General features: G+C 65.1%; 28 protein-coding genes and 1 tRNA gene. 20 read left to right on the forward strand and 9 right to left on the reverse strand.

The window, feature by feature from the left end:
* Positions 1-23 precede the first annotated feature (23 nt).
* From AWB66_RS25945 to AWB66_RS25975, 7 genes are all read right to left on the reverse strand, one after another.
* Complete coding sequence (locus AWB66_RS25945; RefSeq protein WP_087632947.1) at positions 24-767, reverse strand: energy transducer TonB; 744 nt, start codon at positions 765-767, stop codon at positions 24-26.
* 249 nt (positions 768-1,016) lie between these two features.
* On the reverse strand, positions 1,017-1,253 hold the full coding sequence (locus AWB66_RS25950; protein ID WP_087632948.1) for a (2Fe-2S)-binding protein: 237 nt from the start codon (positions 1,251-1,253) through the stop codon (positions 1,017-1,019).
* 166 nt (positions 1,254-1,419) lie between these two features.
* The gene (murI, locus tag AWB66_RS25955) at positions 1,420-2,304 is read right to left on the reverse strand and encodes a glutamate racemase (RefSeq protein ID WP_087632949.1); all 885 of its coding nucleotides are present in this window, start codon (positions 2,302-2,304) and stop codon (positions 1,420-1,422) included.
* A 12-nt stretch (positions 2,305-2,316) separates the two neighbouring features.
* Positions 2,317-2,793 (reverse strand): bacterioferritin, encoded by a 477-nt coding sequence (bfr, locus tag AWB66_RS25960; RefSeq protein ID WP_087632950.1) that lies wholly within the window; start codon positions 2,791-2,793, stop codon positions 2,317-2,319.
* Between the two features lie 203 nt (positions 2,794-2,996).
* The gene (locus tag AWB66_RS25965; protein ID WP_087632951.1) at positions 2,997-4,532 is read right to left on the reverse strand and encodes a fumarate hydratase; all 1,536 of its coding nucleotides are present in this window, start codon (positions 4,530-4,532) and stop codon (positions 2,997-2,999) included.
* A 59-nt stretch (positions 4,533-4,591) separates the two neighbouring features.
* On the reverse strand, positions 4,592-5,170 hold the full coding sequence (locus tag AWB66_RS25970; RefSeq protein WP_087632952.1) for a TIGR00645 family protein: 579 nt from the start codon (positions 5,168-5,170) through the stop codon (positions 4,592-4,594).
* 114 nt (positions 5,171-5,284) lie between these two features.
* Positions 5,285-6,190 (reverse strand): DMT family transporter, encoded by a 906-nt coding sequence (locus AWB66_RS25975; RefSeq protein WP_087632953.1) that lies wholly within the window; start codon positions 6,188-6,190, stop codon positions 5,285-5,287.
* Between the two features lie 359 nt (positions 6,191-6,549).
* Between AWB66_RS25975 and acs the strand changes: the two genes are divergently transcribed.
* The 5 genes from acs (at position 6,550) to AWB66_RS26000 (ending at position 11,803) form a co-directional block, all read left to right on the forward strand.
* Positions 6,550-8,532, forward strand: a complete 1,983-nt coding sequence (acs, locus tag AWB66_RS25980) for an acetate--CoA ligase (protein WP_087633009.1) — start codon at positions 6,550-6,552, stop codon at positions 8,530-8,532.
* Positions 8,533-8,640: 108 nt separating this feature from the next.
* Positions 8,641-8,967, forward strand: a complete 327-nt coding sequence (locus tag AWB66_RS25985; RefSeq protein WP_087632954.1) for a DUF4212 domain-containing protein — start codon at positions 8,641-8,643, stop codon at positions 8,965-8,967.
* Positions 8,964-11,000: a sodium:solute symporter family protein gene (locus AWB66_RS25990; RefSeq protein WP_087632955.1), complete on the forward strand. Its 2,037-nt coding sequence runs from the start codon at positions 8,964-8,966 to the stop codon at positions 10,998-11,000. The genes AWB66_RS25985 and AWB66_RS25990 overlap by 4 nt, the downstream gene beginning before the upstream one ends.
* A gap of 48 nt (positions 11,001-11,048) precedes the next feature.
* A tRNA-Ser gene (locus AWB66_RS25995) sits at positions 11,049-11,138 on the forward strand.
* Between the two features lie 155 nt (positions 11,139-11,293).
* Positions 11,294-11,803, forward strand: a complete 510-nt coding sequence (locus tag AWB66_RS26000; RefSeq protein ID WP_087632956.1) for a hypothetical protein — start codon at positions 11,294-11,296, stop codon at positions 11,801-11,803.
* A 105-nt stretch (positions 11,804-11,908) separates the two neighbouring features.
* Here AWB66_RS26000 and AWB66_RS26005 read toward each other — a convergent pair whose 3' ends face one another.
* Positions 11,909-12,133 carry a hypothetical protein gene (locus AWB66_RS26005; protein WP_087632957.1) on the reverse strand — a complete coding sequence of 75 codons (225 nt, stop codon included), beginning with the start codon at positions 12,131-12,133 and terminating at the stop codon, positions 11,909-11,911.
* A 147-nt stretch (positions 12,134-12,280) separates the two neighbouring features.
* Here AWB66_RS26005 and AWB66_RS26010 point away from each other — a divergent pair, with 147 nt between their 5' ends.
* Positions 12,281-12,526, forward strand: a complete 246-nt coding sequence (locus AWB66_RS26010; RefSeq protein WP_087632958.1) for a hypothetical protein — start codon at positions 12,281-12,283, stop codon at positions 12,524-12,526.
* A 60-nt stretch (positions 12,527-12,586) separates the two neighbouring features.
* On the opposite strand, the gene AWB66_RS26015 is transcribed toward AWB66_RS26010, so the two are convergent.
* Positions 12,587-13,081, reverse strand: a complete 495-nt coding sequence (locus AWB66_RS26015) for a PRC-barrel domain-containing protein (RefSeq protein WP_087632959.1) — start codon at positions 13,079-13,081, stop codon at positions 12,587-12,589.
* A gap of 373 nt (positions 13,082-13,454) precedes the next feature.
* Between AWB66_RS26015 and napE the strand changes: the two genes are divergently transcribed.
* The 14 genes from napE to ccmI all read left to right on the forward strand — a co-directional run bounded on the left by napE (position 13,455) and on the right by ccmI (position 24,408).
* Positions 13,455-13,613: a periplasmic nitrate reductase, NapE protein gene (napE, locus tag AWB66_RS26020; protein ID WP_087632960.1), complete on the forward strand. Its 159-nt coding sequence runs from the start codon at positions 13,455-13,457 to the stop codon at positions 13,611-13,613.
* A 68-nt stretch (positions 13,614-13,681) separates the two neighbouring features.
* Positions 13,682-14,077, forward strand: coding sequence for a chaperone NapD (locus tag AWB66_RS26025; protein WP_235021238.1), 396 nt, complete (start codon positions 13,682-13,684; stop codon positions 14,075-14,077).
* Positions 14,049-16,550 (forward strand): periplasmic nitrate reductase subunit alpha, encoded by a 2,502-nt coding sequence (gene napA / locus AWB66_RS26030; protein WP_087632961.1) that lies wholly within the window; start codon positions 14,049-14,051, stop codon positions 16,548-16,550. The genes AWB66_RS26025 and napA overlap by 29 nt, the downstream gene beginning before the upstream one ends.
* A 9-nt stretch (positions 16,551-16,559) precedes the next feature.
* Positions 16,560-17,054, forward strand: a complete 495-nt coding sequence (locus AWB66_RS26035; protein WP_087632962.1) for a nitrate reductase cytochrome c-type subunit — start codon at positions 16,560-16,562, stop codon at positions 17,052-17,054.
* 9 nt (positions 17,055-17,063) lie between these two features.
* Positions 17,064-17,678 (forward strand): NapC/NirT family cytochrome c, encoded by a 615-nt coding sequence (locus AWB66_RS26040; RefSeq protein WP_087632963.1) that lies wholly within the window; start codon positions 17,064-17,066, stop codon positions 17,676-17,678.
* Positions 17,679-17,681: 3 nt separating this feature from the next.
* A complete protein-coding gene (gene ccmA / locus AWB66_RS26045; protein WP_235021239.1) occupies positions 17,682-18,377 on the forward strand; it encodes a cytochrome c biogenesis heme-transporting ATPase CcmA in 696 nt (231 codons plus the stop codon).
* Complete coding sequence (gene ccmB / locus AWB66_RS26050; RefSeq protein ID WP_087632965.1) at positions 18,365-19,033, forward strand: heme exporter protein CcmB; 669 nt, start codon at positions 18,365-18,367, stop codon at positions 19,031-19,033. Before ccmA ends, ccmB begins: the two co-directional genes overlap by 13 nt.
* Positions 19,034-19,057: 24 nt before the next feature.
* Positions 19,058-19,819 (forward strand): heme ABC transporter permease CcmC, encoded by a 762-nt coding sequence (gene ccmC, locus AWB66_RS26055; RefSeq protein WP_087632966.1) that lies wholly within the window; start codon positions 19,058-19,060, stop codon positions 19,817-19,819.
* Complete coding sequence (locus AWB66_RS26060) at positions 19,816-20,001, forward strand: hypothetical protein (protein ID WP_087632967.1); 186 nt, start codon at positions 19,816-19,818, stop codon at positions 19,999-20,001. Before ccmC ends, AWB66_RS26060 begins: the two co-directional genes overlap by 4 nt.
* A complete protein-coding gene (ccmE, locus tag AWB66_RS26065; RefSeq protein WP_087632968.1) occupies positions 19,998-20,483 on the forward strand; it encodes a cytochrome c maturation protein CcmE in 486 nt (161 codons plus the stop codon). Before AWB66_RS26060 ends, ccmE begins: the two co-directional genes overlap by 4 nt.
* Positions 20,480-22,519, forward strand: a complete 2,040-nt coding sequence (locus AWB66_RS26070) for a heme lyase CcmF/NrfE family subunit (RefSeq protein ID WP_087632969.1) — start codon at positions 20,480-20,482, stop codon at positions 22,517-22,519. The genes ccmE and AWB66_RS26070 overlap by 4 nt, the downstream gene beginning before the upstream one ends.
* A complete protein-coding gene (locus AWB66_RS26075; RefSeq protein WP_087632970.1) occupies positions 22,516-23,055 on the forward strand; it encodes a DsbE family thiol:disulfide interchange protein in 540 nt (179 codons plus the stop codon). Before AWB66_RS26070 ends, AWB66_RS26075 begins: the two co-directional genes overlap by 4 nt.
* Positions 23,048-23,536, forward strand: coding sequence for a cytochrome c-type biogenesis protein (locus tag AWB66_RS26080; protein WP_235021240.1), 489 nt, complete (start codon positions 23,048-23,050; stop codon positions 23,534-23,536). Before AWB66_RS26075 ends, AWB66_RS26080 begins: the two co-directional genes overlap by 8 nt.
* Positions 23,533-24,408 carry a c-type cytochrome biogenesis protein CcmI gene (gene ccmI / locus AWB66_RS26085; protein ID WP_087632971.1) on the forward strand — a complete coding sequence of 292 codons (876 nt, stop codon included), beginning with the start codon at positions 23,533-23,535 and terminating at the stop codon, positions 24,406-24,408. The genes AWB66_RS26080 and ccmI overlap by 4 nt, the downstream gene beginning before the upstream one ends.
* Positions 24,409-24,469 lie beyond the last annotated feature (61 nt).

Genomic DNA, 24,469 nt, shown 5'->3' on the forward strand with positions numbered 1-24,469 from the left:
CCTGTTGTATCTGAGAAATTTGATCAGTCGGTCAGACTGAAGACGAAAGGCACGGAAGTGACGGCGCGGATCGCCTCGCCGTTTTCTTTGTAGGGTTTGCAGGCGCTCGCTCGCACGGCGTCGAGGGCGGCTTCGTCGAGACGCGACGAGCCGCTGCTCTTCTTCAGCGCGATGTTTTCGAGCTTACCAGACACGCCGAGGACGAATCCGACCACCGCGGTGCCGGTCTCGCCGCGGCGCTTCGCCATCGTCGGATAGTCCGGCTGAACGATGCTGCACGACAGGCGCGAAATGTCCTTCGGTGCGGAAAGCGCCATCGTCGGGCGTCCGACGGCGGGCGCGGCCGCCTCGGGCTGCGCGGGAGCCGCCGTGGCGGGCGGCGCGGGGGGCGTCGGTTCGGGCGCGGGAGCGGCGATCGGCGATGGCGCGTCGCTCAGCGGCATCGGCTTCGGTGCCGGCTGCGGACGCGGCTGGACCTTGGGCTTGACGACCGGCTTCGGCGAAACGAGTTTCGGCGGCGGAGGCGTCGGCGTCGATTCGACCGCGACAGGCGCGGCCACGGGCGCCGGCTCGGCGCTGATCAATTCCGCGGTGATCGCGCGGACTTCGACCGGGCGGGGCTTCGGCTCGTTGCGCATCGTCGTGACGACCGCGACGAGCGCCACATGAAGTGCGACGACGGCAGCGGCCGCCACCATCACGCGGCGATCGACGCCGCTTGTGGGCTCCGGCGTCGGCCCGGCGGGTGTCATTGTCGGGGACTGCATGGGATCAGATGTGGGCCGCGAAGAGTGAATCCGCCGGGCCTGTGCAGCACTTCAGGCTAAACAACGTCATGTTCGGAAAATCAGCAGAGAGATAAAGAGAGTGGTCACGAAGCCGATCAGCAATTCCATCATTTCTCCCGGAGAAGACGTGGCGCGGCTGGCTGGTGCGACTGGCTTGCGGCGGTGAGATCGATGCAGCATCCGGCAAAGCGCGCAATGGCTCGCCGGACGCCGCACGGGTGTGAAGCGTCAGGCGGCCTTGCGTTCGTAGAACGTCAGCGGAACGGCATGGTGCTCGTGCCCGACGCCGCAGCGCGACGCGCAGACGCCGCTTTGCAGCATCACGTCCCGCACCGATTCCTCGCATTTCCCGCAGCATAACGCGACGCCGAGCTCGAATTGCAGCTCGTCGAACGAATCGACGCCGCCGGCGATAGCCGTGCGGATCTTGCGGTCGGATACGGACTTGCACACACAGACGATCATGATCGGTCGCGATAGCTTGGGTTAATGCGAACTATTATCATTCAGTATCAGCGTGTTTGCAAGCGCGTGTCTGTGTTTAATGTAACAAAACAAGGAAGTAGGAAGGGTTTTCCTGAGCGCCCGATGCGACCGGGCCGGGCGAGGGCGCCCGGTATTCAGGGATGCATCACGCCGCGTCGGATTCGAGCGACTGCGTGCGGCGCGACGGGATGACGACGTGCTGGACGCGCGTGTCGATGCCAAGGAGTGTCGCTGCGAGCTGGCGCTGCGATTCGCCATCGGCGGTGGAATAAAAGAGCGGGAGCGGGGCGGATGCCGACGGGGCGGCGCGCAGGCCGTGGAGGTCGAGTTGCCGTTCGAGCTGCCGCGCAATGGCGACGCTCGTATCGACGATTTGCAGGCGGTCGCCCGCGATCGAGCGGATCGCTTCGTCAAGGAAAGGGTAGTGCGTGCAGCCGAGCACGAGCGTGTCGGCGCCGGCGTCGAGCATCGGCTGAAGGTAGCCGGAGAGGAGCGCCATCAGTTCGGGCGAGCGGGTGTCGCAGCGCTCGACGGCCTGCACGAGACCATGTCCCGGCTGGCAGATGAAGCGGCAATCGGCCGCGTAACGGTCGAGGAGCGCCTGGAAGCGCAGGCTGCGCAAGGTGACGGCGGTCGCAAGCACCCCGACGACACGCGTCTTCGACAATGCCGCGGCCGGTTTGACACCGGGTTCCACGCCGATCAGCGGAATGGACAGCCGCTCGCGCACGAACGCGATCGACTGCGCGGTCGCCGTATTGCATGCGACGACCAACGCCTTGGCCCCGCGCGCGACGAGCCATTGGCCGATTGCCATCGTGCGGTCGACGATGAAATCGTCGTCGCGCTCGCCATACGGCGCATAGCGCGAGTCGGCGACGTAGACGAGCGGTTCGTGCGGGAGCGCTGTGCGCACCGCGCGCAACACGGACAGCCCGCCGAGCCCGGAATCGAAAACGCCCACGGGCGCGCTCGTCACGGAGACGGCGCGCTCGAAGGATGAGTTGGTTTGCGAAACGGACAACGACACGATGCGCGAGACTTATTCGCCTTCGCCCATCATGGTTTGCTGGTAATTCTGAATACCGACCTTGTCGATCAGATCGAGTTGCGTTTCGAGCCAGTCGATGTGCTCTTCGGTATCGTCGAGAATCTTCACGAAAATTTCACGCGAGACAAAATCGCGCACCGATTCGCAATAAACGATTGCTTCCTTGCACGTGCTTTGCGAAATCTGCTCGAGCTTCAGGTCGCATTCGAGAATCTCTTTTGTCTCTTCGCCGATCAGGAGCTTATGCAGATCCTGCAGATTTGGCAGGCCGTCGAGCATGAATACACGCTGGATCAGCCAGTCGGCGTGCTTCATTTCGCCGATGGATTCGTCGTATTCGTGCTTGTTCAGGCGCTCCAGGCCCCAATGCTTGTACATCCGGGCGTGCAGGAAGTATTGATTGATCGCAGTCAGCTCGTTTTTCAACTGCGAGTTCAGGTATTCGATGACTTTCGGGTCGCCTTGCATGATTGTCCTTGTTCGGGGCGTACTACTTCTCGGAATCTTTGAACCATAAACCTTACAGCGAAGATTGCCAAGGTTGGATAAAAATCTTTTGTTTCAGATGAAAATGAGAACGAATCTCTTTATCGGAAGATTCCTAGTTAATAAAAAACCGGGCGATCATGCCCGGTTTTTTCATAGGCGGATATTGATTAGACGGTCCCGCATCAGACAGTCGCGACCGGAATCTTGCCGATCTTCGCCTGCCATTCGGCCGGCCCCGTCTTGTGTACCGACGTGCCCGACGAATCGACCGCGACCGTCACCGGCATGTCCTGCACGTCGAACTCGTAGATCGCTTCCATGCCGAGGTCCTCGAACGCGACGACTTTCGCGTGGCGGATCGCCTTCGAGACCAGATACGCCGCGCCGCCGACCGCCATCAGGTAGGCCGCGTTGTGCTTCTTGATCGCCTCGATCGCGACCGGGCCGCGCTCGGCCTTGCCGATCATCGAGATGAGGCCGGTCTGGGAAAGCATCAGTTCGGTGAACTTGTCCATGCGCGTCGCGGTGGTCGGGCCCGCCGGGCCGACGACTTCGTCGTGTACCGGATCGACCGGGCCGACGTAATAGATCACACGATTCTTGAAATCGACCGGCAGTTTTTCGCCCTTCGCCAGCATGTCGGCGATGCGCTTGTGCGCGGCGTCCCGGCCCGTGAGCATCTTGCCGGAGAGCAAGAGCGTCTGGCCCGGCTTCCACGCGGCGACCTGCTCGGGCGTCAGCGTGTTCAGGTCGACGCGCTGGCTCGTTTCCGTGTTCGGCTCCCAGTTCACCTTCGGCCACGCGTCGAGCGACGGCGCTTCGAGCTTCGCGACGCCCGAGCCGTCGAGCGTGAAGTGCGCGTGGCGCGTCGCCGCGCAGTTCGGGATGATCGCGATCGGCTTCGATGCCGCGTGCGTCGGCGCCGCCATGATCTTGACGTCAAGCACGGTGGCAAGGCCGCCGAGACCCTGCGCGCCGATGCCGAGCGCATTGACCTTCTCGTGCAGCTCGATGCGCAGTTCCTCGATCCAGTCTTTCGGGCCGCGCGCGATGATGTCCTGAATGTCGATCGGGTCCATGAGCGACTCCTTCGCCATCACCATCGCCTTTTCGGCCGTGCCGCCGATGCCGATGCCGAGCATGCCCGGCGGGCACCAGCCGGCGCCCATGGTCGGCACGGTCTTGAGAATCCAGTCGACGATCGAATCGGACGGATTCAGCATCGCGAACTTCGACTTGTTCTCCGAGCCGCCGCCCTTCGCCGCCACCTGCACGTCGACCTTGTCGCCCGGCACGATCTCGTAGTGGATCACGGCCGGCGTGTTGTCCTTCGTGTTCTTGCGTCCGCCCTCGGGCGGGCTCACGATCGACGCGCGCAGCACGTTGTCCGGGTTCAGGTAACCGCGGCGCACGCCTTCGTTGATCATCTCGGTGACGCCCATCGTGGCGCTGCCGTTTTCACTTGCCCAGCGCACGTCCATGCCGACCTTCACGAAGACCGTGACGATGCCGGTGTCCTGGCAGATCGGCCGGCGGCCTTCCGCGCACATGCGGCTGTTGGTCAGGATCTGCGCGATCGCGTCCTTCGCGGCCGGGCTTTCTTCCAGCTCATAGGCGCGGCCGAGCGCCTGGATGTAATCGAGCGGATGGTAGTAGCTGATGTGCTGGAGCGAATCGGCGATGCTCTGGATCAGGTCTTCCTGTTTGATGACGGTCATGGCTTGGGCTCTGGGAAGCGTCTTGGGGGACGGAGTCGGTTCGGCGCTCTGCGGCGCGCTCAGTCGGCTGCGCGGGCGGGCGCGGCCGACTCGTTATGGAAATGCTGCGGATGCGTATGCGTGGTCAGGCGGTCGACCCAGGCCATGATGAGCGCGGACAGCAGGAACGCGAGGTGGATGAGCACCTGCCACATCACGGCGTTTTGCGAGTGCTGGTCCGGATCGATGAAGGTTTTCAGCAGATGGATCGACGAGATGCTGATGAGCGCCATCGACAGCTTCACCTTCAGCACGCCCGCGTTGACGTGATCGAGCCATTCGGGCTCGTCCGGATGGCCTTCGACGCCGAGCCGCGAGACAAAGGTCTCGTAGCCGCCGACGATCACCATGATGAGCAGGTTCGAGATCATCACCACGTCGATCAGGCCGAGCACGACCAGCATGATGTTGGTTTCGTCGAGCGTGAAGGCGTGCGAGACGAGGTGCCACACTTCCTTCAGGAACAGCACGACGTAGACGCCCTGCGCGACAATTAGGCCGAGATAGAGCGGCACCTGGAGCCAGCGGCTCATGAAGATGAGCCTTGGGAGCGGGCCCATCGGGCGGGGCGAGCCGGGGACGTGCTTGGAAACGGACATGGGCTTCAGGTTGGACGAATGCCGGATTGGGGAACCCGCAATTGTAGCGTGTCGATCGTAAGGTTCGCCGAAGGCACCGGCGCGAGGCGAGGGCGCGAGCCAAGGGCGGCGCGCTCAGGAGGCCATCGGCGGAACCTGGCGGGGGCGGATGCTCGCGAGCGCGATGCCCGCGACCACGCACGCGAGCGCGATGCCATGCGCGACGGTCGGCCGCTCGCCGAGGAACACGATGCCGTACACCGCGGCCGCGATCGGCAGGACGGCCGAGAACACGCCGGCAAGGCTGCCGTCGACGTGCCGGATGCCCTTCATCCACAGCCAGAACGAGAAGATGCTCGCCGAGAGCCCGTACCACAGCACGAGCGTCCACGTTCCCGCGCCGACGCTCGCGTAGTCGAAGGAGAGGAGCGCCGGGAGACCCAGCGGCAGCATCAGCAGGAGCCCGAAGCCATGCGTGTACGCGCAGATGTCGATGGCGGGCAGTGTTTCCGTGAGGCGGCGCGAGAGGATCACGTAGAAGGATTCGCAGCACACGGCGCCGAGCACCATGAGGTTGCCGGCGAGCGAACTCTCCCTGGCCGTGCCTGCGAGCGCGCCGTGCGCACTCTGCGCGACGTTGATGACGACCACGCCCGCGATCGCCAGCGCGATCGACACGAGTGCGCGGCCGTTCGGCCGCTCCTTGAGAAAGAGCCATGCAAAGAGCGCGACGACCGCCGGGATCGTGCTCGTGATGACGCCCGCCGCGACCGCGCTCGTGCGCTGCACGCCGTTGAGCATGAGCAGCGTGAACATGAACGTGCCGAAGAGCGCTTGCAGGAAAAGGTTGATCCATTCGCCGCGCGCGACGCGCTTCATCTTCGACGGCCGAAGGAGCGGCCACAGCACCGCGATGGCGATCACGAAGCGCAGGAGCGCGAACAGCGTGACAGGAACGAACGCGACGATCGACTTGCCGACACCGACATTGCTGCCGACGAGGAGCATGGCTGCGATAAGGTACAAGGCGTATCGATTCAAGCTGGAATCCGGACGGCGAGTTCAGTTACGATTGTAGGGACGTATGCAGGTCGGGCGCTTTACAGCCGCGTGGATCGGAATCCAGGCGCGCATTGTAGAAGCCGCGCGACCCTCTCGTATACCCCGTGTCGATTGGCGGCGCCGCGTAAGAAGCGGGTAAGGCGAGAGGCTTATCGTGCGGATAAAGGCCGGACATACAGGTCGACGAACGAACGTGCTGCAGCGCGGCAACGAGCGCTCGTCGACGCAGGAGACACAGTCAGCTGCGAGGCGCGAATGCGCGTCCCGCGTCAAACGAAACATGCGGCCCGCGCCCACGCGCGCCGACGGTTTTAGAGTCACCATCAAAGGGGTTGTCGATGTCTGCGATTGAATCCGTACTCCAGGAACGCCGCGTTTTCCCGCCTTCCGACAAGGCTTCGGCCCATGCCGCGATCTCCGGCATGGACGCTTACAAGGCCTTGGCCGACGAAGCCGAACGCGACTACGAAGGCTTCTGGGCGCGCATCGCGCGCGAAACGCTCGCGTGGCACAAGCCGTTCACGAAGGTGCTCGACGAATCGAACGCGCCGTTCTACACCTGGTTCGAGGACGGCGAACTCAACGCGTCGTACAACTGCATCGACCGTCACGTCGAAGCGGGCAACGGCGCGAAGAACGCGATCATCTTCGAAGCGGACGACGGCACCGTCACCAACGTCACGTATCAGGACCTGCTCGGCCGCGTATGCCGCTTCGCGAACGCGCTGAAGAAGCAGGGCGTGAAGAAGGGCGACCGCGTCGTGATCTATCTGCCGATGTCGGTGGAAGGCGTCGTCGCGATGCAGGCCTGCGCGCGCATCGGCGCGACGCATTCGGTCGTGTTCGGCGGGTTCTCGTCGAAGTCGCTCAACGAGCGGCTCGTCGACGTGGGCGCGGTCGCGCTCATCACCGCCGACGAACAGATGCGCGGCGGCAAGGCGTTGCCGCTCAAAAACATCGCGGACGAAGCGCTCGCGGCCGGCGGCTGCGAGGCGGTGAAGAACGTGATCGTCTATCGCAGGACGGGCGGCAAGGTCGCGTGGACCGAAGGCCGCGACCAATGGATGCACGAACTCGTCGCGAACGAATCGGACCAGTGCGAGCCGGAATGGGTGAGCGCCGAGCATCCGCTCTTCATCCTCTACACGTCGGGTTCGACGGGCAAGCCGAAGGGCGTGCAGCACAGCACTGGCGGCATCCTGCTGTGGGCCGCGCAGACCATGAAGTGGACGTTCGACATGAAGCCGGACGACGTCTTCTGGTGTACTGCCGATATCGGCTGGATCACGGGACACAGCTACATCACCTACGGGCCGCCCGCGATCGGCGCGACCCAGGTCATGTTCGAAGGCGTGCCGACGTATCCGAACGCGGGCCGCTTCTGGGAGATGATCGCGAAGCACAAGGTCACGATCTTCTACACCGCGCCCACCGCGATCCGCTCGCTCATCAAGGTGTCCGAAGCGGACGCGAAGGTGCATCCGAAGAGCTATGACCTGTCGACGCTGCGCATCCTCGGCACGGTCGGCGAGCCGATCAATCCGGAAGCGTGGATGTGGTATCACGAGAACGTCGGCGGCGGGAAGTGCCCGATCGTCGATACGTGGTGGCAGACCGAAACCGGCGGGCACATGATCACGCCGCTGCCGGGCGCGACGCCGCTCGTGCCGGGTTCGTGCACGCTGCCGCTGCCGGGCATCATGGCGGCGATCGTCGACGAAACCGGGCAGGACGTGCCGAACGGGCAGGGCGGCATCCTGGTTGTGAAGCGCCCTTGGCCGTCGATGCTGCGCAACGTGTGGGGCGACCCGAAGCGCTATCAGACGAGCTACTTTCCCGAAGAACTCGGCGGCAAGCTGTATCTCGCCGGCGACGGCGCCGTGCGCGACAAGGACACCGGCTATTTCACGATCATGGGCCGTATCGACGACGTGCTGAACGTCTCCGGTCACCGGCTCGGCACGATGGAAATCGAGTCCGCGCTGGTCGCGAATCCGCTCGTCGCGGAAGCGGCGGTCGTCGGCCGTCCGGACGACACGACGGGCGAAGCGGTCGTCGCGTTCGTGGTGCTCAAGCGTGAGCGTCCCGAGGGCGAGGAGGGCACGAAGATCGCGAACGAGTTGCGCGCGTGGGTCGCGAAGGAGATCGGTCCGATCGCGAAGCCCAAGGACATCCGCTTCGGCGAGAACCTGCCGAAGACGCGTTCGGGCAAGATCATGCGGCGCCTGTTGCGCTCGCTCGCGAAGGGCGAGGCGATCACGCAGGACGTCTCGACGCTCGAAAATCCCGCGATTCTCGACCAGCTCGGCGAAGCGAAATGAACCTTCGCGGTTGACTGCTCGTGCAAAACGGCTGCCCTCGGGCAGCCGTTTTGCATTGCAGCGGTCGATCCTGATTGCCCGCGCGGCGCGGTTTTGGTAAACAGTCGCATGCCCGTCGAGACCCCTTCCCAAAGCTCGCCCGAAGCGCCGCCCGTATCGGCCGCGATGGCGCGCGCGCATCGCGCTTACTGGCGCTTCAACGTCGCGCTGATCGCCGTGCTGATGGCGGTCGGCTTCGTCGTGTCGTTCGGCTTGCCGCTCGTGGCGTCGCGGCTCGAAGACGTGCGTATCGCGGGCTTCCCGCTGCCGTTCTACTTCGGCGCACAGGGCGCGATCCTCGTGTATGTCGCGCTGATCGTCGTCTATATCGTGCTGATGCAGTTCGCCGATGCGCGCCTTTTGCGAGCCTCGCGCGCGGCCGGCGGGCAGACATGAAGCTGACCAACCGCCTGATCGTCTACTACGCGCTCTATACGGTCGGCTTTTTCTTCTTCATCTTCGTGATGGAGCGCATCGAGCGCGTGACCGGGCCCGGCATGTGGATCGGCTACGTGTTCCTGTTCGTGCCGATCGCGGTCTATGCGGTGATCGGCCTTTTATCGCGCACATCGGATCTCGTCGAATACTACGTCGCGGGGCGGCGCGTGCCGTCCGCGTTCAACGGCATGGCGACGGCGGCCGACTGGTTGTCGGCGGCATCGTTCATCGGATTGGCTGGCTCGATCTACGCGAGCGGCTACGACGGCCTCGCCTACGTGATGGGCTGGACGAGCGGCTACTGCCTCGTCGCGTTCCTGCTCGCGCCCTACGTGCGCAAGCTCGCGCGCTACACGATCCCCGATTTCCTCGGCACGCGCTTCTCCAGCAACCTCGTGCGCGGACTCGCCGCGTTCGCCGCGATCCTCTGTTCGTTCGTCTATCTCGTCGCGCAGATCCAGGGCATCGGGCTGATCGCGTCGCGCTTCATCGGCATCGACTTCGCGATCGGTATCTTCTGCGGGCTCGCGGGCATTCTCGTGTGCTCGTTTCTCGGCGGCATGCGCGCCGTCACGTGGACGCAGGTCGCGCAGTACATCATCCTCATCAGCGCGATGCTGATCCCGGTTTCGATGATCGCGCATCGCGAAGGGCTCGGCTGGCTGCCGCAACTGAACTACGGACGCGTGATGGAGCGCGTCGAATCGCTCGAACGGATGGTCGCGCAATCGCCCGAGGAAGCGCGTGTGCGCGACGACTACCGCCGGCAGGCCGCGCAAATCCAGACGCGGATCGACACGCTGCCGCAGTCGTATCGCAGCGAGTACGGGCGGCTCGTGTACGAGATCGCGGAACTGCGGCGGCATAACGGGCCGCTGCGCGAGATCAGCGCGCGCGAGCGCGAACTCGAAGCGTTCCCGAAAGATCCCGCCGACGCGCTCGCCAAATGGTCGCGCGAGCGCGATGCGCTGCTCGAACGCGTGGCCGCGCCCGTGCCGATGGCGCAGGCGTTTCCGGTCGCCTCAAAGGGTCGTGCTGAGGAGGAGAGCCAGCGCGTGCATCAGCGCAATTTCCTGTCGCTGCTTTTGTGCCTGTCGCTCGGCACGGCGAGCCTGCCACACATCCTCACGCGCTATAACACGACGACCTCGGTGGCCTCGGCGCGGCGCTCGGTCGGCTGGACCCTCTTCTTCGTCGCGCTTTTCTATCTGACGGTGCCCGTGCTCGCGGTGCTGATCAAGCACGAGATTCTGTCGGGGCTCGTCGGGCACCGGTTCGTCGATCTGCCGCAATGGGTCATGCAATGGCGCAAGGTCGAGCCGTACCTGATCCGCATCACCGATGTGAACGGCGACGGCATCGTGCGCTGGGCCGGCATCCAGATGCAGCCGGACATGGTCGTGCTCGCCGCGCCCGAAATTGCCGGGCTGCCGTATGTGATTTCGGGGCTGATCGCGGCGGGCGCGCTGGCGGCGGCGCTTTCGACGGCGGACGGTCTGTTGCTCACGATCGCCAACGCGCTCTCGCACGACGTGTATTACTGCATGGTCGACCGGAACGCGACGAGCCAGCGGCGCGTGACGATATCGAAGATTCTGCTGCTTGGCGTGGCGCTGTTCGCGTCCTATGTGGCGTCGCTGAATACGGGGAATATTCTGTTTCTGGTGGGGGCGGCGTTTTCGCTGGCGGCGTCGAGTCTCTTTCCGGTGCTCGTGCTCGGCGTCTTCTGGAAGCGCACGACCCGGCGCGGCGCGGTGGCGGGGATGATGGCGGGGCTCGTCGTGTGCGTTTATTACATCGTCTCGACGTATCCGTTCTTCACGCAGATGACGGGTTTCGCGGGCGCGCGATGGTTCGGTATCGAGCCGATCAGCTCGGGCGTGTTTGGCGTGCCGGCGGGATTCGCCGTGGCGATTGCGGTGAGCCTCTTCGACCGCGACAAGCCCGATGCGTATACGCGCGCGCTCGTGGACTATATCCGGCACCCGTAGGCAGGGGCTGGCAGGGCCGGCGGAGTTTGCTATACTCTGCGTCTTGCCGGAGAGATGGATGAGCGGTTTAAGTCGCACGCCTGGAAAGCGTGTATAGGGTCAAACCTATCCGGGGTTCGAATCCCCGTCTCTCCGCCAGAGTCAGTCATAAAGCCCTGTAACTTGAATGAGTTACAGGGCTTTTGTTTTTTCGGGCCATCAGAAAACCAACAGCGTACGCTCAGGTTTCCATTCTTGGTCTGTTTGAGGAATGACACACTGTGCGAGTCACGCAGCATTGGTTTCAACACTCGATGATGTACAGCAAGGGACTACGCGCGCGCCGAATAGAGGATTGTCTGAGCAACGCAAACAGGACATGGGGTTGGCATCTTGCCAAGGATGGTCAACGGCTTGAATCGGTTCTTGGCGGATATCCGTCTTTCCACGATTCCGCTGTACGGTCATTCTGTCTGCAGAGAATCCGGCAATCGCACGAAGGTTTCAGCGGTCTTCCTTTGCCGGAAAATCGCACGCGCGAGATGCTGGACCTTCGGCTCGAAGTGTTTCACAACCGATATGGTGCGCCGCCCGTTCCGGGGCAACCCGATTACATCGCCGTACTCGACTTTCTGGAAATTCAAGCGTCGGATATCGACGTGAATGGTATGGTGGACGAAGCGACGATTATGGAAATGACGCTCGCAGAAACGCCGGAAGGTTTGATTCAGCTAGACCTTACACCGAATGTTGGCCTTGATATCCGGTTGACGTGTAAGGAGGCCGTGGTTGTCGATTTACGTCCTTACACACGCGAAGGCTAATCTTTCGGGGTAGCAAGTTCCGCCGATAACCGCCTCGAAAGGCGGGTGTCTCATCAGACGGCGCAAAACTCCAGCAATACTCACCGACCGGCGTCGCCGCGCCCGTCATTCCACCTTCTCCGCATAGTCGCCCCCAAACTGCGCGATATACGAACTCAGTCCGCGGCCCGCAACCGCAAGGCGCTTCATTTCTTCGACGTGCTCCCGTCCGGGTACGCGATGATCGTAGAGATACGTCGCGCCATTCGCGAATCGCACGCGAATGCCGTCGCGCAAGACTTCAAAGGCTCGCACGCCCGAATTCCCCGCGAGATTCCGGTAAGCCTGCATCAGCGGCTCTCCTTCTGTCGACCAAACCCGGGCGAACGATCGTACGCGCATTAAAAAGCGAGTTCGCGCGAATCCCGTATACTTCGGGGCTCGAAATTTATCTTCGATCCGGCTAAAGTTCGCGCGGATCGTGCCGAAATAGCATTCATGGAACACGACCACGATCCCTTCTTCGAATCCGACGACCCGCATTTTCAGCGCGCCCGAGCGTTGAGCATGAGTATCGGTGCGATCCGCAAGGCGCAAGGCAAGGCCAGCCCGAACGACTTTGCAGTCGGCACGGTCGAATGGCACGTCGCCGTGGAGGACTTCGCCAATGACGTGCTGGCCGCCCTCATGGACGACGCGGATTTCGCCAGCCTGCAATTCGGCCACGCCGGCTCGAGCAAGTAGGCCGCTCGCTTAGCACCGGGCCGCCGGCCGTCGAAGGCCCGGCGGACGGCCCGCACCATCTCAAAGTTTCACGCCACCTGCTTCGGGCGCATCGACGCCCGCCGGCGGTATCGCTCCCGTGTCGCGCACATCCGACGACCAGTACGGCTCGCGTCCGTAATGCTGATGCACGGTGCTTGCCCATTGCTTTTCCGCCATCAAGGGCCAGGCGTCCTTGTCGAACCCCGGCGAATTGCGGATCTGCTCCGAGGTCGCGGCGAGCCGGAAACACTTCTTGTCGGTATCGAGCGTCAAGGCGCTCCACGGAATGGCGAGCAACTTGTCGCCGATACCGAGAAAGCCGCCGCTCGACATCACCGCGTAGGCGATGCGCCCTTGCCGCACGTCGAGCATGATTTCCTTGATCGAGCCGACATCGTCGCCGTCGCTGCTGATGACCGTGTTGCCGTCGATCGTGCTGGCCGCCATGACGTCGGGACCGGGGCCATCGGCCGTGGCGGCGCCCTTGCCGACGATTGCGGCACCGCCCGATGTAGCAGAGGTTGGAATGCTCATGTTAGCTCCTGAAATGTCGGCGGCTCGTCTGGCCGTCTGCATCGAATTTAGCAATGAGTGTTCCCATCGTGGAGGGTTGGGAGCAGGTCGGTGATCTGCGCTCCGTTTTAACCGAACAGAACAGATATTGGAAAAGTCAGAAGCGTTTATTGAGCAAAGTAGAAACTATTGCGTCAGCCGCAATTGTTTGAGTTCGCGAAGCGTTTAATGGATTCGGTTCACGCATTAATCCGGGCGAGCGTTTTATTTAGACAGATCGTTGTAAATATAAAAAACACTTTGTCCTTGACGGATGTCGACCTGGCGACAACAATAAATCGGAATCACCCTCGCAATATAATCGCCGGATCGCCCGAATCGACGGCTACGCGCCATGACAGACGCAGAAAACAACCTTCGCAAAACCGAAGAACTGCGCAGCTTCGTCTTTCTGACGGCGGTCATGGTTCCTGTTTTGACCGTGCTCTTCATTGCCGCGTATGGCTTTGCGGTCTGGTTCTATCAACTGCTGGTCGGCGGCCCGCCTCACTGATTGTTATAGATCCGCATGGGCGGTTGGCGTCATGGCGCACTCATGCAGTCGGAACAAGGAGCTGCGAAATGCCTGTCTCCGCATTCGAAACGATCGCCCATGTCAATTCAAACGGCGAAACAGGCGACGGCGAAATTGCTGAAAGCGCAGCACGAGATTCAAAAGCGGAAATGGCGGAGTCGCACATTGCGGGAATTGTCGTCCATGCGAATGGCACGCATATGGAGTCGATTCGCAAGTCCATATCGGTCATTCCGGGCGCGGTGATTCATGCAATCACCCCGACGGGAAAACTGGTCGTCACGCTGGAGGCGAACCGTTCAGCCGATATCGTTGGACAACTCCAGGCCATTCACGCGCTGCCCGGCGTCCATTCGGCGGCGCTGATCTACCAGCATCACGAAGACGTCGAATCGCTCGACGAGGAGATTGGCGATGAAACTGACCCGGCGGGCGTTCATTAGGCAGACCGCCGCGGCGACGGCGGCATCGGCCGCCGGCGTCACGCTGCCAGTCCTGGCGGCCGGTGCGGACCGTGCAGCGCAGGTCGTCGGCGGCGACCTCACCTGGTCGAAGGCGCCATGCCGCTTTTGCGGGACGGGCTGCGGCGTGAGCGTCGGCGTGAAGGCGGGCAAGGTGGTCGCAACGCAAGGCGATCCGCAGGCGGAAGTGAATCGCGGGCTCAACTGCGTCAAGGGCTATTTCCTGTCGAAGGTCATGTACGGCGAGGACCGCCTCACGACGCCGCTTCTGCGCATCAAGGACGGCAAGTACGACAAGGACGGCGAATTCACGCCCGTGTCCTGGGACCGGGCGTTCGACGAAATGGCCGCTCAGTTCAAGCGCGTCCTGAAGGCGAAAGGCCCGACCGCCGTCGGCATGTTCGGCTCGGGCCAGTGGACGGTCTTCGAAGGGTACGCCGCCGTCAAGCTGATGAAGGCGGGGTTCCGCAGCAACAACATCGACCCGAACGCGCGCCACTGCATGGCATCCGCCGTGACGGGCTTCATGCGCAGCTTCGGCATGGACGAGCCGATGGGCTGCTACGACGACATCGAAGCCGCCGACGCCTTCGTGCTGTGGGGCTCCAACATGGCGGAGATGCACCCGATCCTCTGGACGCGCGTGACCGATCGCAAGCTCAGCGTGCCGCAGACGAAGGTCGCGGTGCTCTCGACGTTCGAGCACCGCAGCTTTGATCTCGCCGACCAGCAACTCGTCTTCACGCCGCAGTCGGACCTCGCGATCATGAACTACATCGCGAACTACATCATCAAGACGAATCGCGTGAATCGCGACTTCGTGACGAAGCATACCGTCTTCAAGGAAGGCAACACCGACATCGGCTACGGGCTGCGGCCGGATCATCCGCTGCAAAAGGCCGCGAAGAACGCGAACGACGCGACCGGTTCGAAGCCGATGGACTACGACGCGTTCGCGAAGTTCGTCTCGAAGTACGACGCCGCCTACGTGACGAAACTCTCGGGCATCCCGAAGGTGAAACTCGACCAGCTCGCCGAGCTTTACGCCGACCCGAAGATCAAGGTCGTTTCGTTCTGGACGATGGGCTTCAACCAGCATACGCGCGGCACGTGGGCCAACAACATGGTCTACAACCTGCATCTCCTGACGGGCAAGATCTCGACGCCCGGCAACAGTCCGTTTTCGCTGACGGGGCAGCCGTCCGCGTGCGGCACGGCGCGCGAAGTCGGCACGTTCTCGCACCGGCTGCCGGCGGACATGGTCGTGACCAACCCCGAGCATCGCAAGCACGCCGAGGAAATCTGGAAGATCCCGGCGGGCACCATTCCGGAGAAGCCGGGCTTTCACGCGGTCGTGCAGAACCGCATGCTCAAGGACGGCAAGCTCAACGCGTACTGGGTGATGGTCAACAACAACATGCAGGCGGCCGCCAACCTGATGCAGGAGACGCTGCCGGGCTATCGCAACGAGGACAACTTCATCGTCGTGTCGGAGGTCTATCCGACGGCCACGGCGGTGGCCGCCGACCTGATCCTGCCCTCGGCGATGTGGGTCGAGAAGGAGGGCGCCTACGGCAACGCGGAGCGGCGCACGCAGTTCTGGCATCAGCTCGTGCCGCCGCCGGAGGGCGCGCGCTCGGACCTGTGGCAGCTCGTCGAGTTCTCGAAGCGCTTCAAGATCGAGGAGGTGTGGCCCGCGGACCTGATCGCGAAGGAGCCGGGCGTCAAGGGCAAGACGCTCTACGACGTGCTGTACCGCAACGGCAACGTCGACAAGTTCCCCGCCTCGCAAATCGACGCCGCCTATCGCAACGACGAAGCGAAGGCGTTCGGGTTCTACATCCAGAAAGGGCTCTTCGAGGAATACGCGTCGTTCGGACGCGGCCACGGCCACGACCTCGCGCCGTTCGACGACTATCACCGCGCGCGCGGCCTGCGCTGGCCGGTCGTGAACGGCCGCGAAACGCGCTGGCGCTATAAGGAAGGCGCCGATCCCTACGTGAAGGCCGGCACCGGCTGGCAGTTCTACGGCAACCCGGACGGGCGCGCCGTGATCTGGGCGCTGCCCTACGAGCCGCCGCCCGAGGTGCCCGACAAGGAGTATCCGTTCTGGCTCTCGACCGGTCGCGTGCTCGAGCACTGGCATTCCGGATCGATGACGCGGCGCGTGCCGGAGCTGTATCGCGCGTTTCCGAACGCCGTGTGCTTCATGCATCCCGACGACGCCAAGGCGCTGGGTTTGCGGCGCGGCGTCGAGGTGAAGGTGATGTCGCGGCGCGGCTACATCCGCACGCGCGTGGAGACACGCGGACGCGACAAGCCACCGCGCGGGCTCGTCTTCGTGCCGTGGTTCGATTCGAGCCAGTTGATCAACAAGGTGACGCTGGATGCAACCGATCCGATTTCCTTCCAGACCGACTACAAGAAGTGCGCGGTCAGGATCGTGAAGGTATAGGGGGCTGCCATGCGACTGTGGATCGCACTCGTCGCCGTGTGTTCGCTGCTCGCGCCGCCGGGGCCGCAGGCCCAGCCGACGGTGCCTGCGGAGCCGTTTCACGACGGACTGCGCGGCACCACGCCGCTCGACGAGGAGGCAAAACCTCCGCTCATCTATCCCACCGAGAACAAGGACGTGATCCGTGGCCGCGCTTACGCACAGCAGCCGCCGACGATCCCTCACAAGATCGACGGCTATCAGGTCGACAAGAACGCGAACCGCTGCCTGTCGTGCCATGCGCGCAGTCGCGCGGCGGAAAGCGGAGCGGTGCCCATCGGCGTTACTCATTACGCCGATCGCGCCGGCACGACGTTGGGCACGCTCGCACCGCGGCGGTATTTCTGCACGCAGTGCCACGTTCCGCAAGCCGATACGAAGCCGCTCGTCAGCAACACGTTCACGGACATCGAAGATATCCGCGTGGCCCCGGGACCGAAGGCGAGCCCGGCGCGCAGAAACTAGGGGCGTTCAATGCTCGACCTGGTGAAACGCTACTGGCGCACGATCAACCGGCCGAGCGCCTACTACAGCCTCGGCTTTCTCACGCTGGGCGGCTTCATCGCGGGCGTGGTGTTCTGGGGCGCGTTCAACACCGCGCTCGAATTCAGCAGCACCGAAGCGTTCTGCACCGGCTGCCACGAGATGCGCGACAACACCTTCGCCGAACTGAAATCGACGATCCATTTTTCGAACCGCAGCGGCGTGCGCGCGAAGTGCTCGGACTGTCACGTCCCGCACAACTGGACCGACAAGATGGCGAGAAAAATGCAGGCGTCCAAGGAAGTGTGGGCGAAGGTGTTCGGCGTCATCGACACGCGCGAGAAGTTTCTCGACAAGCGGCTCGAACTCGCCGAGCACGAATGGTCGCGCCTGAAAGCGAACGATTCGCTCGAATGCCGCAACTGCCACTCGTTCGAATCGATGGACTTCACGCGCCAGAGTCCGCGCGCGCAGAACGCGCACCAGACGTTCCTCGGCACCGGCGAGAAGACGTGCATCGACTGTCACAAGGGCATCGCGCATCAGTTGCCCGACATGACGCAGGCGATGCGCGACCAGGAAGCGCACAGCGCGAAGGGGAAATGACCGATGCGAACCATGCGCTCGGCCGGGGAAACCGAAGTCAGCGCAGCGCCGACGCTGTGCGTCGCGGGTCTCGCGTTCTGTCGCGGCGGCGAGATGGTGTTCGACGCAGTCGACTTCACGGCCGACGCCGGACAGGTGCTGCAAATCCACGGGGCGAACGGCAGCGGCAAGACCACGCTGTTGCGCGTGCTTGCCGGTCTCCTGCGTCCGTTTCACGGCACGATCCGCTGGCAAGGCGTCGACACGAGAAAGGACGCGCTGGCGTGGCGCCGCGCGCTCGCGTATGTCGGGCATGCGAATGCGGTGAGCCGGGACCTGACCGTCGTCGAGAATCTGCGCTTCGCGGCGCGGCTCGGCGCGGCCGTCTCGTGCGATACCTCGGATGCGCATTCCGAACATCGCGCGCTCGGGCGGCTCGGGCTCGCGGCGTGCGAGAACCGGCTCGCGGGTGCGCTGTCGCAGGGCCAGCAGCGGCGCATCGCCATCGCGCGGCTCCTGCTCGAACCCAAGCCGCTGTGGCTGCTCGACGAACCCGCCGCCGCGCTCGATGCCGAGTCGTCGCGGCTCATCGCCGCGTGCATCGGGGAACATGTCGAGCGCGGCGGCATCGTGGTGATGACGACGCACCTGCCGCTCGATACCGCGCCCTCGGCGACGCGCGACTTCTCCTTCGAGCGGAGCGAGTCATGCCTCGCCTGATCGCATGCGTCGCGCGCCGCGAATGGGCGCTCACCTGGCGGCGCCGCACCGACGCACTCGGCTCGCTGCTGTTCTTCGTCATCGCGACGAGTCTCTTTCCGATCGCGGTGGGCGCCGATGTGCGCTTGCTGCACGCGATCGCGCCGGGCGTGCTGTGGGTCACGGCGCTCTTCTCGACGATGCTCGCCGCGCCGCGCCTTTTCGCGCAGGATTTCGACGACGGCTCGCTCGACCTGATGCTGCTCGCGCCGCAGCCGCTCATCGCGATGGTGTTCGCGAAGATCGCGGTGCACTGGCTGACGAGCGGCTTCGCGCTCGTGCTGCTCACGCCGGTCATCGCACTTCAGTACGATCTGCCGGCGCGCGCGGTGCTGCTCCTCACGGCGTCGCTCCTCGTCGGCACGCCGGTGCTTTGCCTGATCGGCGCGATCGGGGCGGCGCTGACCGTCGGCGTGCGCGGCGGCGGCGTGCTGCTCGCGGTGCTGGTGCTGCCGCTCGACATCCCCGTGCTGATCTTCGGCGTCGGCGCAGCCGATGCGGTGCGCGGCGCGGCGTGGAGCGCGGCCAACTTTTCGCTGCTCGGCGCCGGGCTGATCGCCGCGCTCGTGTTCTGTCCCGTCGCGAGCGCCGCGGCGCTGCGCGATGCCGCGCAATGATTCCCTAGCGAACCTTCTTCGAACATGAGCACGTCGAGCGCCACGAACCGCACCCCGATCCACTGGTTTCGCTACGCGTCGCCGAAGACGTTCGACGCGCTCGCGCGCCGGCTGATTCCTCTGTTCAGCTGCGCGGCGCTCGCGTTCCTGGCGGCGGGGCTTTACATCGCGTTCGCGGTCGCGCCGACGGATGCCGTGCAGGGCGAGGTCTACCGCATCATGTTCATCCACGTGCCGGCGGCGTGGATGTCGATGCTGATCTACGTCGTGATGGCGGGGTACGCGGCGCTCGGCCTCGTGCTCAACGCGCGGCTCGCCGCGATGATGGCGCGCGCGCTCGCGCCGACCGGCGCGCTCTTCACCTTCGTCGCGCTCGCGAGCGGCGCGCTGTGGGGCCGGCCGACCTGGGGCGCGTGGTGGGTCTGGGACGCGCGGCTCACGTCGGAACTGATCCTGCTTTTTCTTTATCTCGGCTTTCTGGCGCTGCACGCCGCCATCGACGACCCCCCGCGCGCCGATCGCGCCTGTGCCGTGCTGGCGCTCGCGGGCGTCGTCAATATTCCGGTGATCTATTTTTCGGTGCAATGGTGGTACACGCTGCATCAGGGCGCGTCGCTCGGATTCGGCAGCGGGGTGGCGATGGCGCCTTCGATGCTCTGCGGCATCGTCGCGATGACGCTCGCGCTTTGGAGTTACGGGATCGCCATCGTGCTCGCGCGCATGCGCATCATCGTGCGCGTGCGTGAGGACGCTGCGCCGAGTCATGCGGAGGGGCGCCCGCGATGAATCCTTCGGCTTTTGTCTGGGCCGCGTTCGGCGGCGCGTTCGTGTTGTTCGCTGTCGAGGCGCTGCTGGTGTGGCGCGCGAGCGCGAGAGCCCTGCGCGAGCGCGAGGCCACCGCGCGGGTTCGCGCGCCGGTGACGCTGCGGCCCGTCTCGCGCGGGCCGCGCAGCGGGCGGGAACCATGAAGCCGCGCACGCGGCGCTTCTTGTGGGTCGCGCTCGGCGTGGCGGCGCTAGGCATGGCGACGACGCTCGTGCTCAACGCGTTCCGCGCCAACGTGATGTTTTTCGCCAGCCCGACGCAAGTGGCCGAGGAACGCCTCGCCGCGGGTGCGCGGTTGCGCATCGGCGGGCTGGTCGGGCAGGGCTCGCTCGCGCGCGATGCAGCCGATCGCGAAGGGCTCACGGTACGTTTCATCGTCACCGATACGGCGCACGACATCCGCGTGACCTATCGCGGCGTGCTGCCCGATCTCTTTCGCGAAGGCAAGGGCGTGGTCGCGGAGGGCACGCTGATGGCGGACGGCACGTTCGTCGCCGACCAGGTGCTGGCGAAGCACGACGAGAACTACCTGCCGCCGCCCGTCGCCGGCTCGCCCGAGCGCGCGAGCCGGTCGCGTCCCGCCCTGCGCGTCTCGGACCACTCGTCGACGGATCCGGCGCGATGATCCCCGAAGCCGGCCACTTCGCGCTGATCGTCGCGCTCGTGCTCGCGGTGACGAACGGCGTGCTGCCGCTCGTGGGCGCCGCGCGCGGCATCGACGGCTGGATGCGCATGGCGTGGCCCGTCGCGCGCGCGCAGTTCGCGTTCGTCGCGATTGCGTTCGGCTGCCTCGCGGCATCGTTCGCCGGCAACGATTTTTCGGTCCTCTACGTCGCCGGCAATTCGAATTCGATGCTGCCGCTCGTCTATCGCGTGACGGCGGTGTGGGGCGGACACGAAGGCTCGATCCTGCTGTGGACTTTGCTCCTCACCGTCTGGATGGCGGCCGTGACAGTCTTCAGCAAGTCGCTGCCGATCGCGATGGTCGCGCGCGTGCTGGCCGTGATGAGCTGGGTCGCGGCGGGGTTCCTCCTCTTCATGCTATTCACGTCGAATCCGTTCGCGCGGCTGCTTCCGCCAGCGATGGACGGCCGCGATCTCAATCCACTCCTGCAGGACCCCGGCATGGTGTCGCATCCGCCGATCCTCTACATGGGCTATGTCGGCTTCACGGTGGCGTTCGCGTTTGCCATCGCGGCGCTGCTTTCCGGGGAGCTGAACGCTGCGTGGGCGCGCTGGTCGCGCCCGTGGACGCTCGCCGCCTGGCTCTTTCTCACGCTCGGCATCATGCTCGGCAGCGGCTGGGCGTACTACGAACTCGGCTGGGGCGGCTGGTGGTTCTGGGACCCGGTCGAGAATGCGTCGTTCATGCCGTGGCTCGCGGGCACGGCGTTGATCCACTCGCTCGCGGTCACCGAGAAGCGCGGCGCGTTTCGAAGCTGGACCGTGCTGCTCGCGATCTGCACGTTCTCGCTGTGTCTGCTCGGGACCTTCCTCGTGCGCTCGGGCGTGATCACGTCGGTGCATTCGTTCGCCGCCGACCCGGCGCGCGGCATTTTCATCCTCGTGTTCCTCTGTGCGGTGTCGGGCGGCGCGCTCTTGCTCTTTGCGTGGCGCGCGCCGAAGGTCGGCCTCGGCGGCGGCTTCGACGTGATTTCGCGCGAGTCGCTGCTGCTGTCGAACAACGTGCTCCTGATGGTGGCCGCTGCGTCCGTGCTGCTCGGCACGCTCTATCCGCTCGGCCTCGACGTGCTCGGGCTCGGCAGGATTTCAGTCGGGGCGCCGTACTTCGATGCGATCTTCGTGCCGATCATGACGCCCGCCGTGTTCCTGATGGGGATCGGACCCGTCGCGCGATGGAAAAGCGCACGCGCGCCCGAACTGGCCGTGCGTCTGCGCTGGGCGTTCGCCGCGAGCGTCGCCAGTGCGGCGGCCGCGCTCGTGCTGCAGGGGATCGGCGGCGGCTTCCGACCGCTCGTCGCGCTCGGCGTGCTGCTCGCGGCGTGGACCATGAGCGCGACGGCGGTGGCGCTCGTCGAACGCATCGCGCAGCAGACCGGGCCGCTCGCCGCGCGCTTGTCGCGTCTGCCGCGCGGATTCTGCGGGATGCTGATCGCGCACCTCGGAGTCGGCGTGTTCATCGTCGGCGTGACGTTTGTGAAAGGCTTCGAAACGGAGCGCGATGTCAGGCTCCAGCGAGGCGAATCGGTGACCGAAGGCGGCTACACATTCCGCTTCGACGGCACGCGCGCGCGCGACGGCCCCAACTATCGCGCGATGCAGGCGAGCATCTCGGTGACGCGCGACGGCAAGCCCGTTGCGCTGCTCCATCCGGAGAAGCGCTTCTTCGTCGTGCAGGAAACGCCGATGACCGAAGCGGCCATCGACCGCGGCGTGTTCCGCGACCTCTATGTCGCGCTCGGCGAAGAAGTGAGCGCCGCGCCGGACACGCGAGCCGGCCGCGAGGCGTGGACGATGCGCATCCACACCAAGCCGTTCGTGAACTGGATCTGGGGCGGTTGCCTGCTGATCGCGCTCGGCGGCGCGCTGGCGGCGAGCGATCGCCGCTACCGGTCGGTGGTGCGCGCAAGGCGAGACGCCGCCGCGCCGATCGCGAGCGAAAGTCATGGCGCGGCGCCCGGACCGGAGACCGGCCGATGAAGCGCTTTCTCGTGCCGCTTGCCGTCTTTGTCGTGCTCGGCGCGCTGCTCGCGGCGGGGCTGTCGCACGATCCGCGGCGGCTGCCGTCCGCGTTGATCGGCAGGCCCGCGCCCGCGTTCGATCTGCCGCAGTTACAGGCGGCCGGGCAGCGCTTCTCGCCCGCCGATCTGCGCGGACAAGTGTGGCTGTTGAACGTCTGGGCTTCGTGGTGCGAGTCGTGCCGCGACGAGCACGCGCTCCTCGTGGAAATCGCGCGCCGCAAACTCGCGCCGGTCTACGGCCTCAACTACAAGGACGAGCCGCAGGCGGCGCTCGACTGGATCGCGCGCGCGGGCGATCCGTACGTCGCGTCGATCGTCGACAGGCTGGGGCAGGTGGGCATCGAATATGGCGTCTACGGCGTGCCGGAGACCTTCGTGATCGACAAGGCGGGCGTGATCCGCTACCGGCACGCGGGTCCGCTCAGCGCGAAGGCGCTTGAGGCGGACGTGCTGCCGCTCGTGCGGCGGCTGCAGCGGGAGTCCGGCGATGACTAGCGGTTTCGCGCGCGCCATGTGGTTCGCAATGACGTTCGCGATGACTCTCGCGACGACGCTCGCGCTGACGACGCACGCGCACGCCGCGCCCGACGCGGCCCAGGCCGCGCGCATCCGCGAAATCGAGCAAAGCCTGCGCTGCCTCGTGTGCCAAAACGAAACGCTCGCCGATTCCACCGCCGATCTCGCCGCCGATCTGCGCGCGAAAGTTGTCGAGCAGGTCGAAGGCGGCGCGACCGATCAGCAAGTGCGCGACTACATGACCCAACGTTACGGCGATTTCGTGCTGTACTCGCCGCCGTGGCGGCCACGGACCTGGCTGCTGTGGCTCGGGCCTTTCCTGCTGCTTGGCGTGGGCGTCGCGGCGCTCTCGCGTATCGTCGCGCGCCGCCGCACGATGAACGCGCGCACGCTCTCGGACGACGAGCGCCGGCGCGTCGGCGCGCTCCTCGCACGCCACCCAGGGGAGCCGGGATCGTGACGGAATTCTGGACGATCGCGGCAGCCATGCTCGTCGGCGCGTTGCTGTGCGTGACGTGGCCGCTCTTGCGCGGCGCGGGCCGCCCGGACGGCCCCGACAGCCGCGCGCTGCTCGTCGCGCTGTATCGCGATGAACTCGAACGCGCCGAGTCGGACCGGCGCACCGGCGCGCTGTCGAAGGACGCATACGAGTCGACCCGGCGCGAGATCGAAACGCGTCTCTTCGACGATGTCGATTCGGTGCGACCGCCCGGCACCATCCAGGCGTCACAGGGGTTCGCCGCGCGCGCCGCGACGGCGGGGCTCATGGTCGCGCTGCTGCCGTCGGCGGTGCTCGCCCTGTATCTGAAACTCGGCGAACCGCGCGCGCTCGCACTCGACGCCACGCCCGGCGGGCAGCACGAGATGGCGTCGGGCACGCTGGACGTGATGGTGTCGCGCCTCGCGCTGCGTCTGCGCGATCGATCCGGCACCGCCGACGACTGGGCGATGCTCGCGCGCTCGTACTTCGTGCTCGATCGCGCGAACGATGCCGTCGCGGCCTACGCGCGTGCCGTCGCGCTCGCGCCGCGCGATGCGCAACTGCGCGCGGACTACGCCGACGCCCTCGCGAGCGCGCGCGGCTCGGGGCTCGCGGGATCGTCGCTCGAGCAGATCGACGCCGCGCTGGCGCTCGATGCGGCCAATCCGAAAGCGCTCGCGCTCGCGGGATCCGCGGCGCTGGATCGGCGCGACTACGCCGCCGCGCTCGACTACTGGCAGCGGCTCGCCAACGCGCTGGAGCCGGGCACCGCCGCGCAGACGCAGGCGCGCCGCAATATCGACGAAGCGCGTTCGCTGCTGGCGGCCAAGACGCCCGCGGCCTCTCGCTGATCGCGTCACCGGGCGGTTTTTGCTAAGCTCGCCGTTCATTCCTCCCTGCGCGCGGCCTGCG

Origin of the sequence: Caballeronia telluris (genome assembly GCF_001544495.1) — a bacterium.
GTDB lineage: Bacteria > Pseudomonadota > Gammaproteobacteria > Burkholderiales > Burkholderiaceae > Caballeronia > Caballeronia telluris.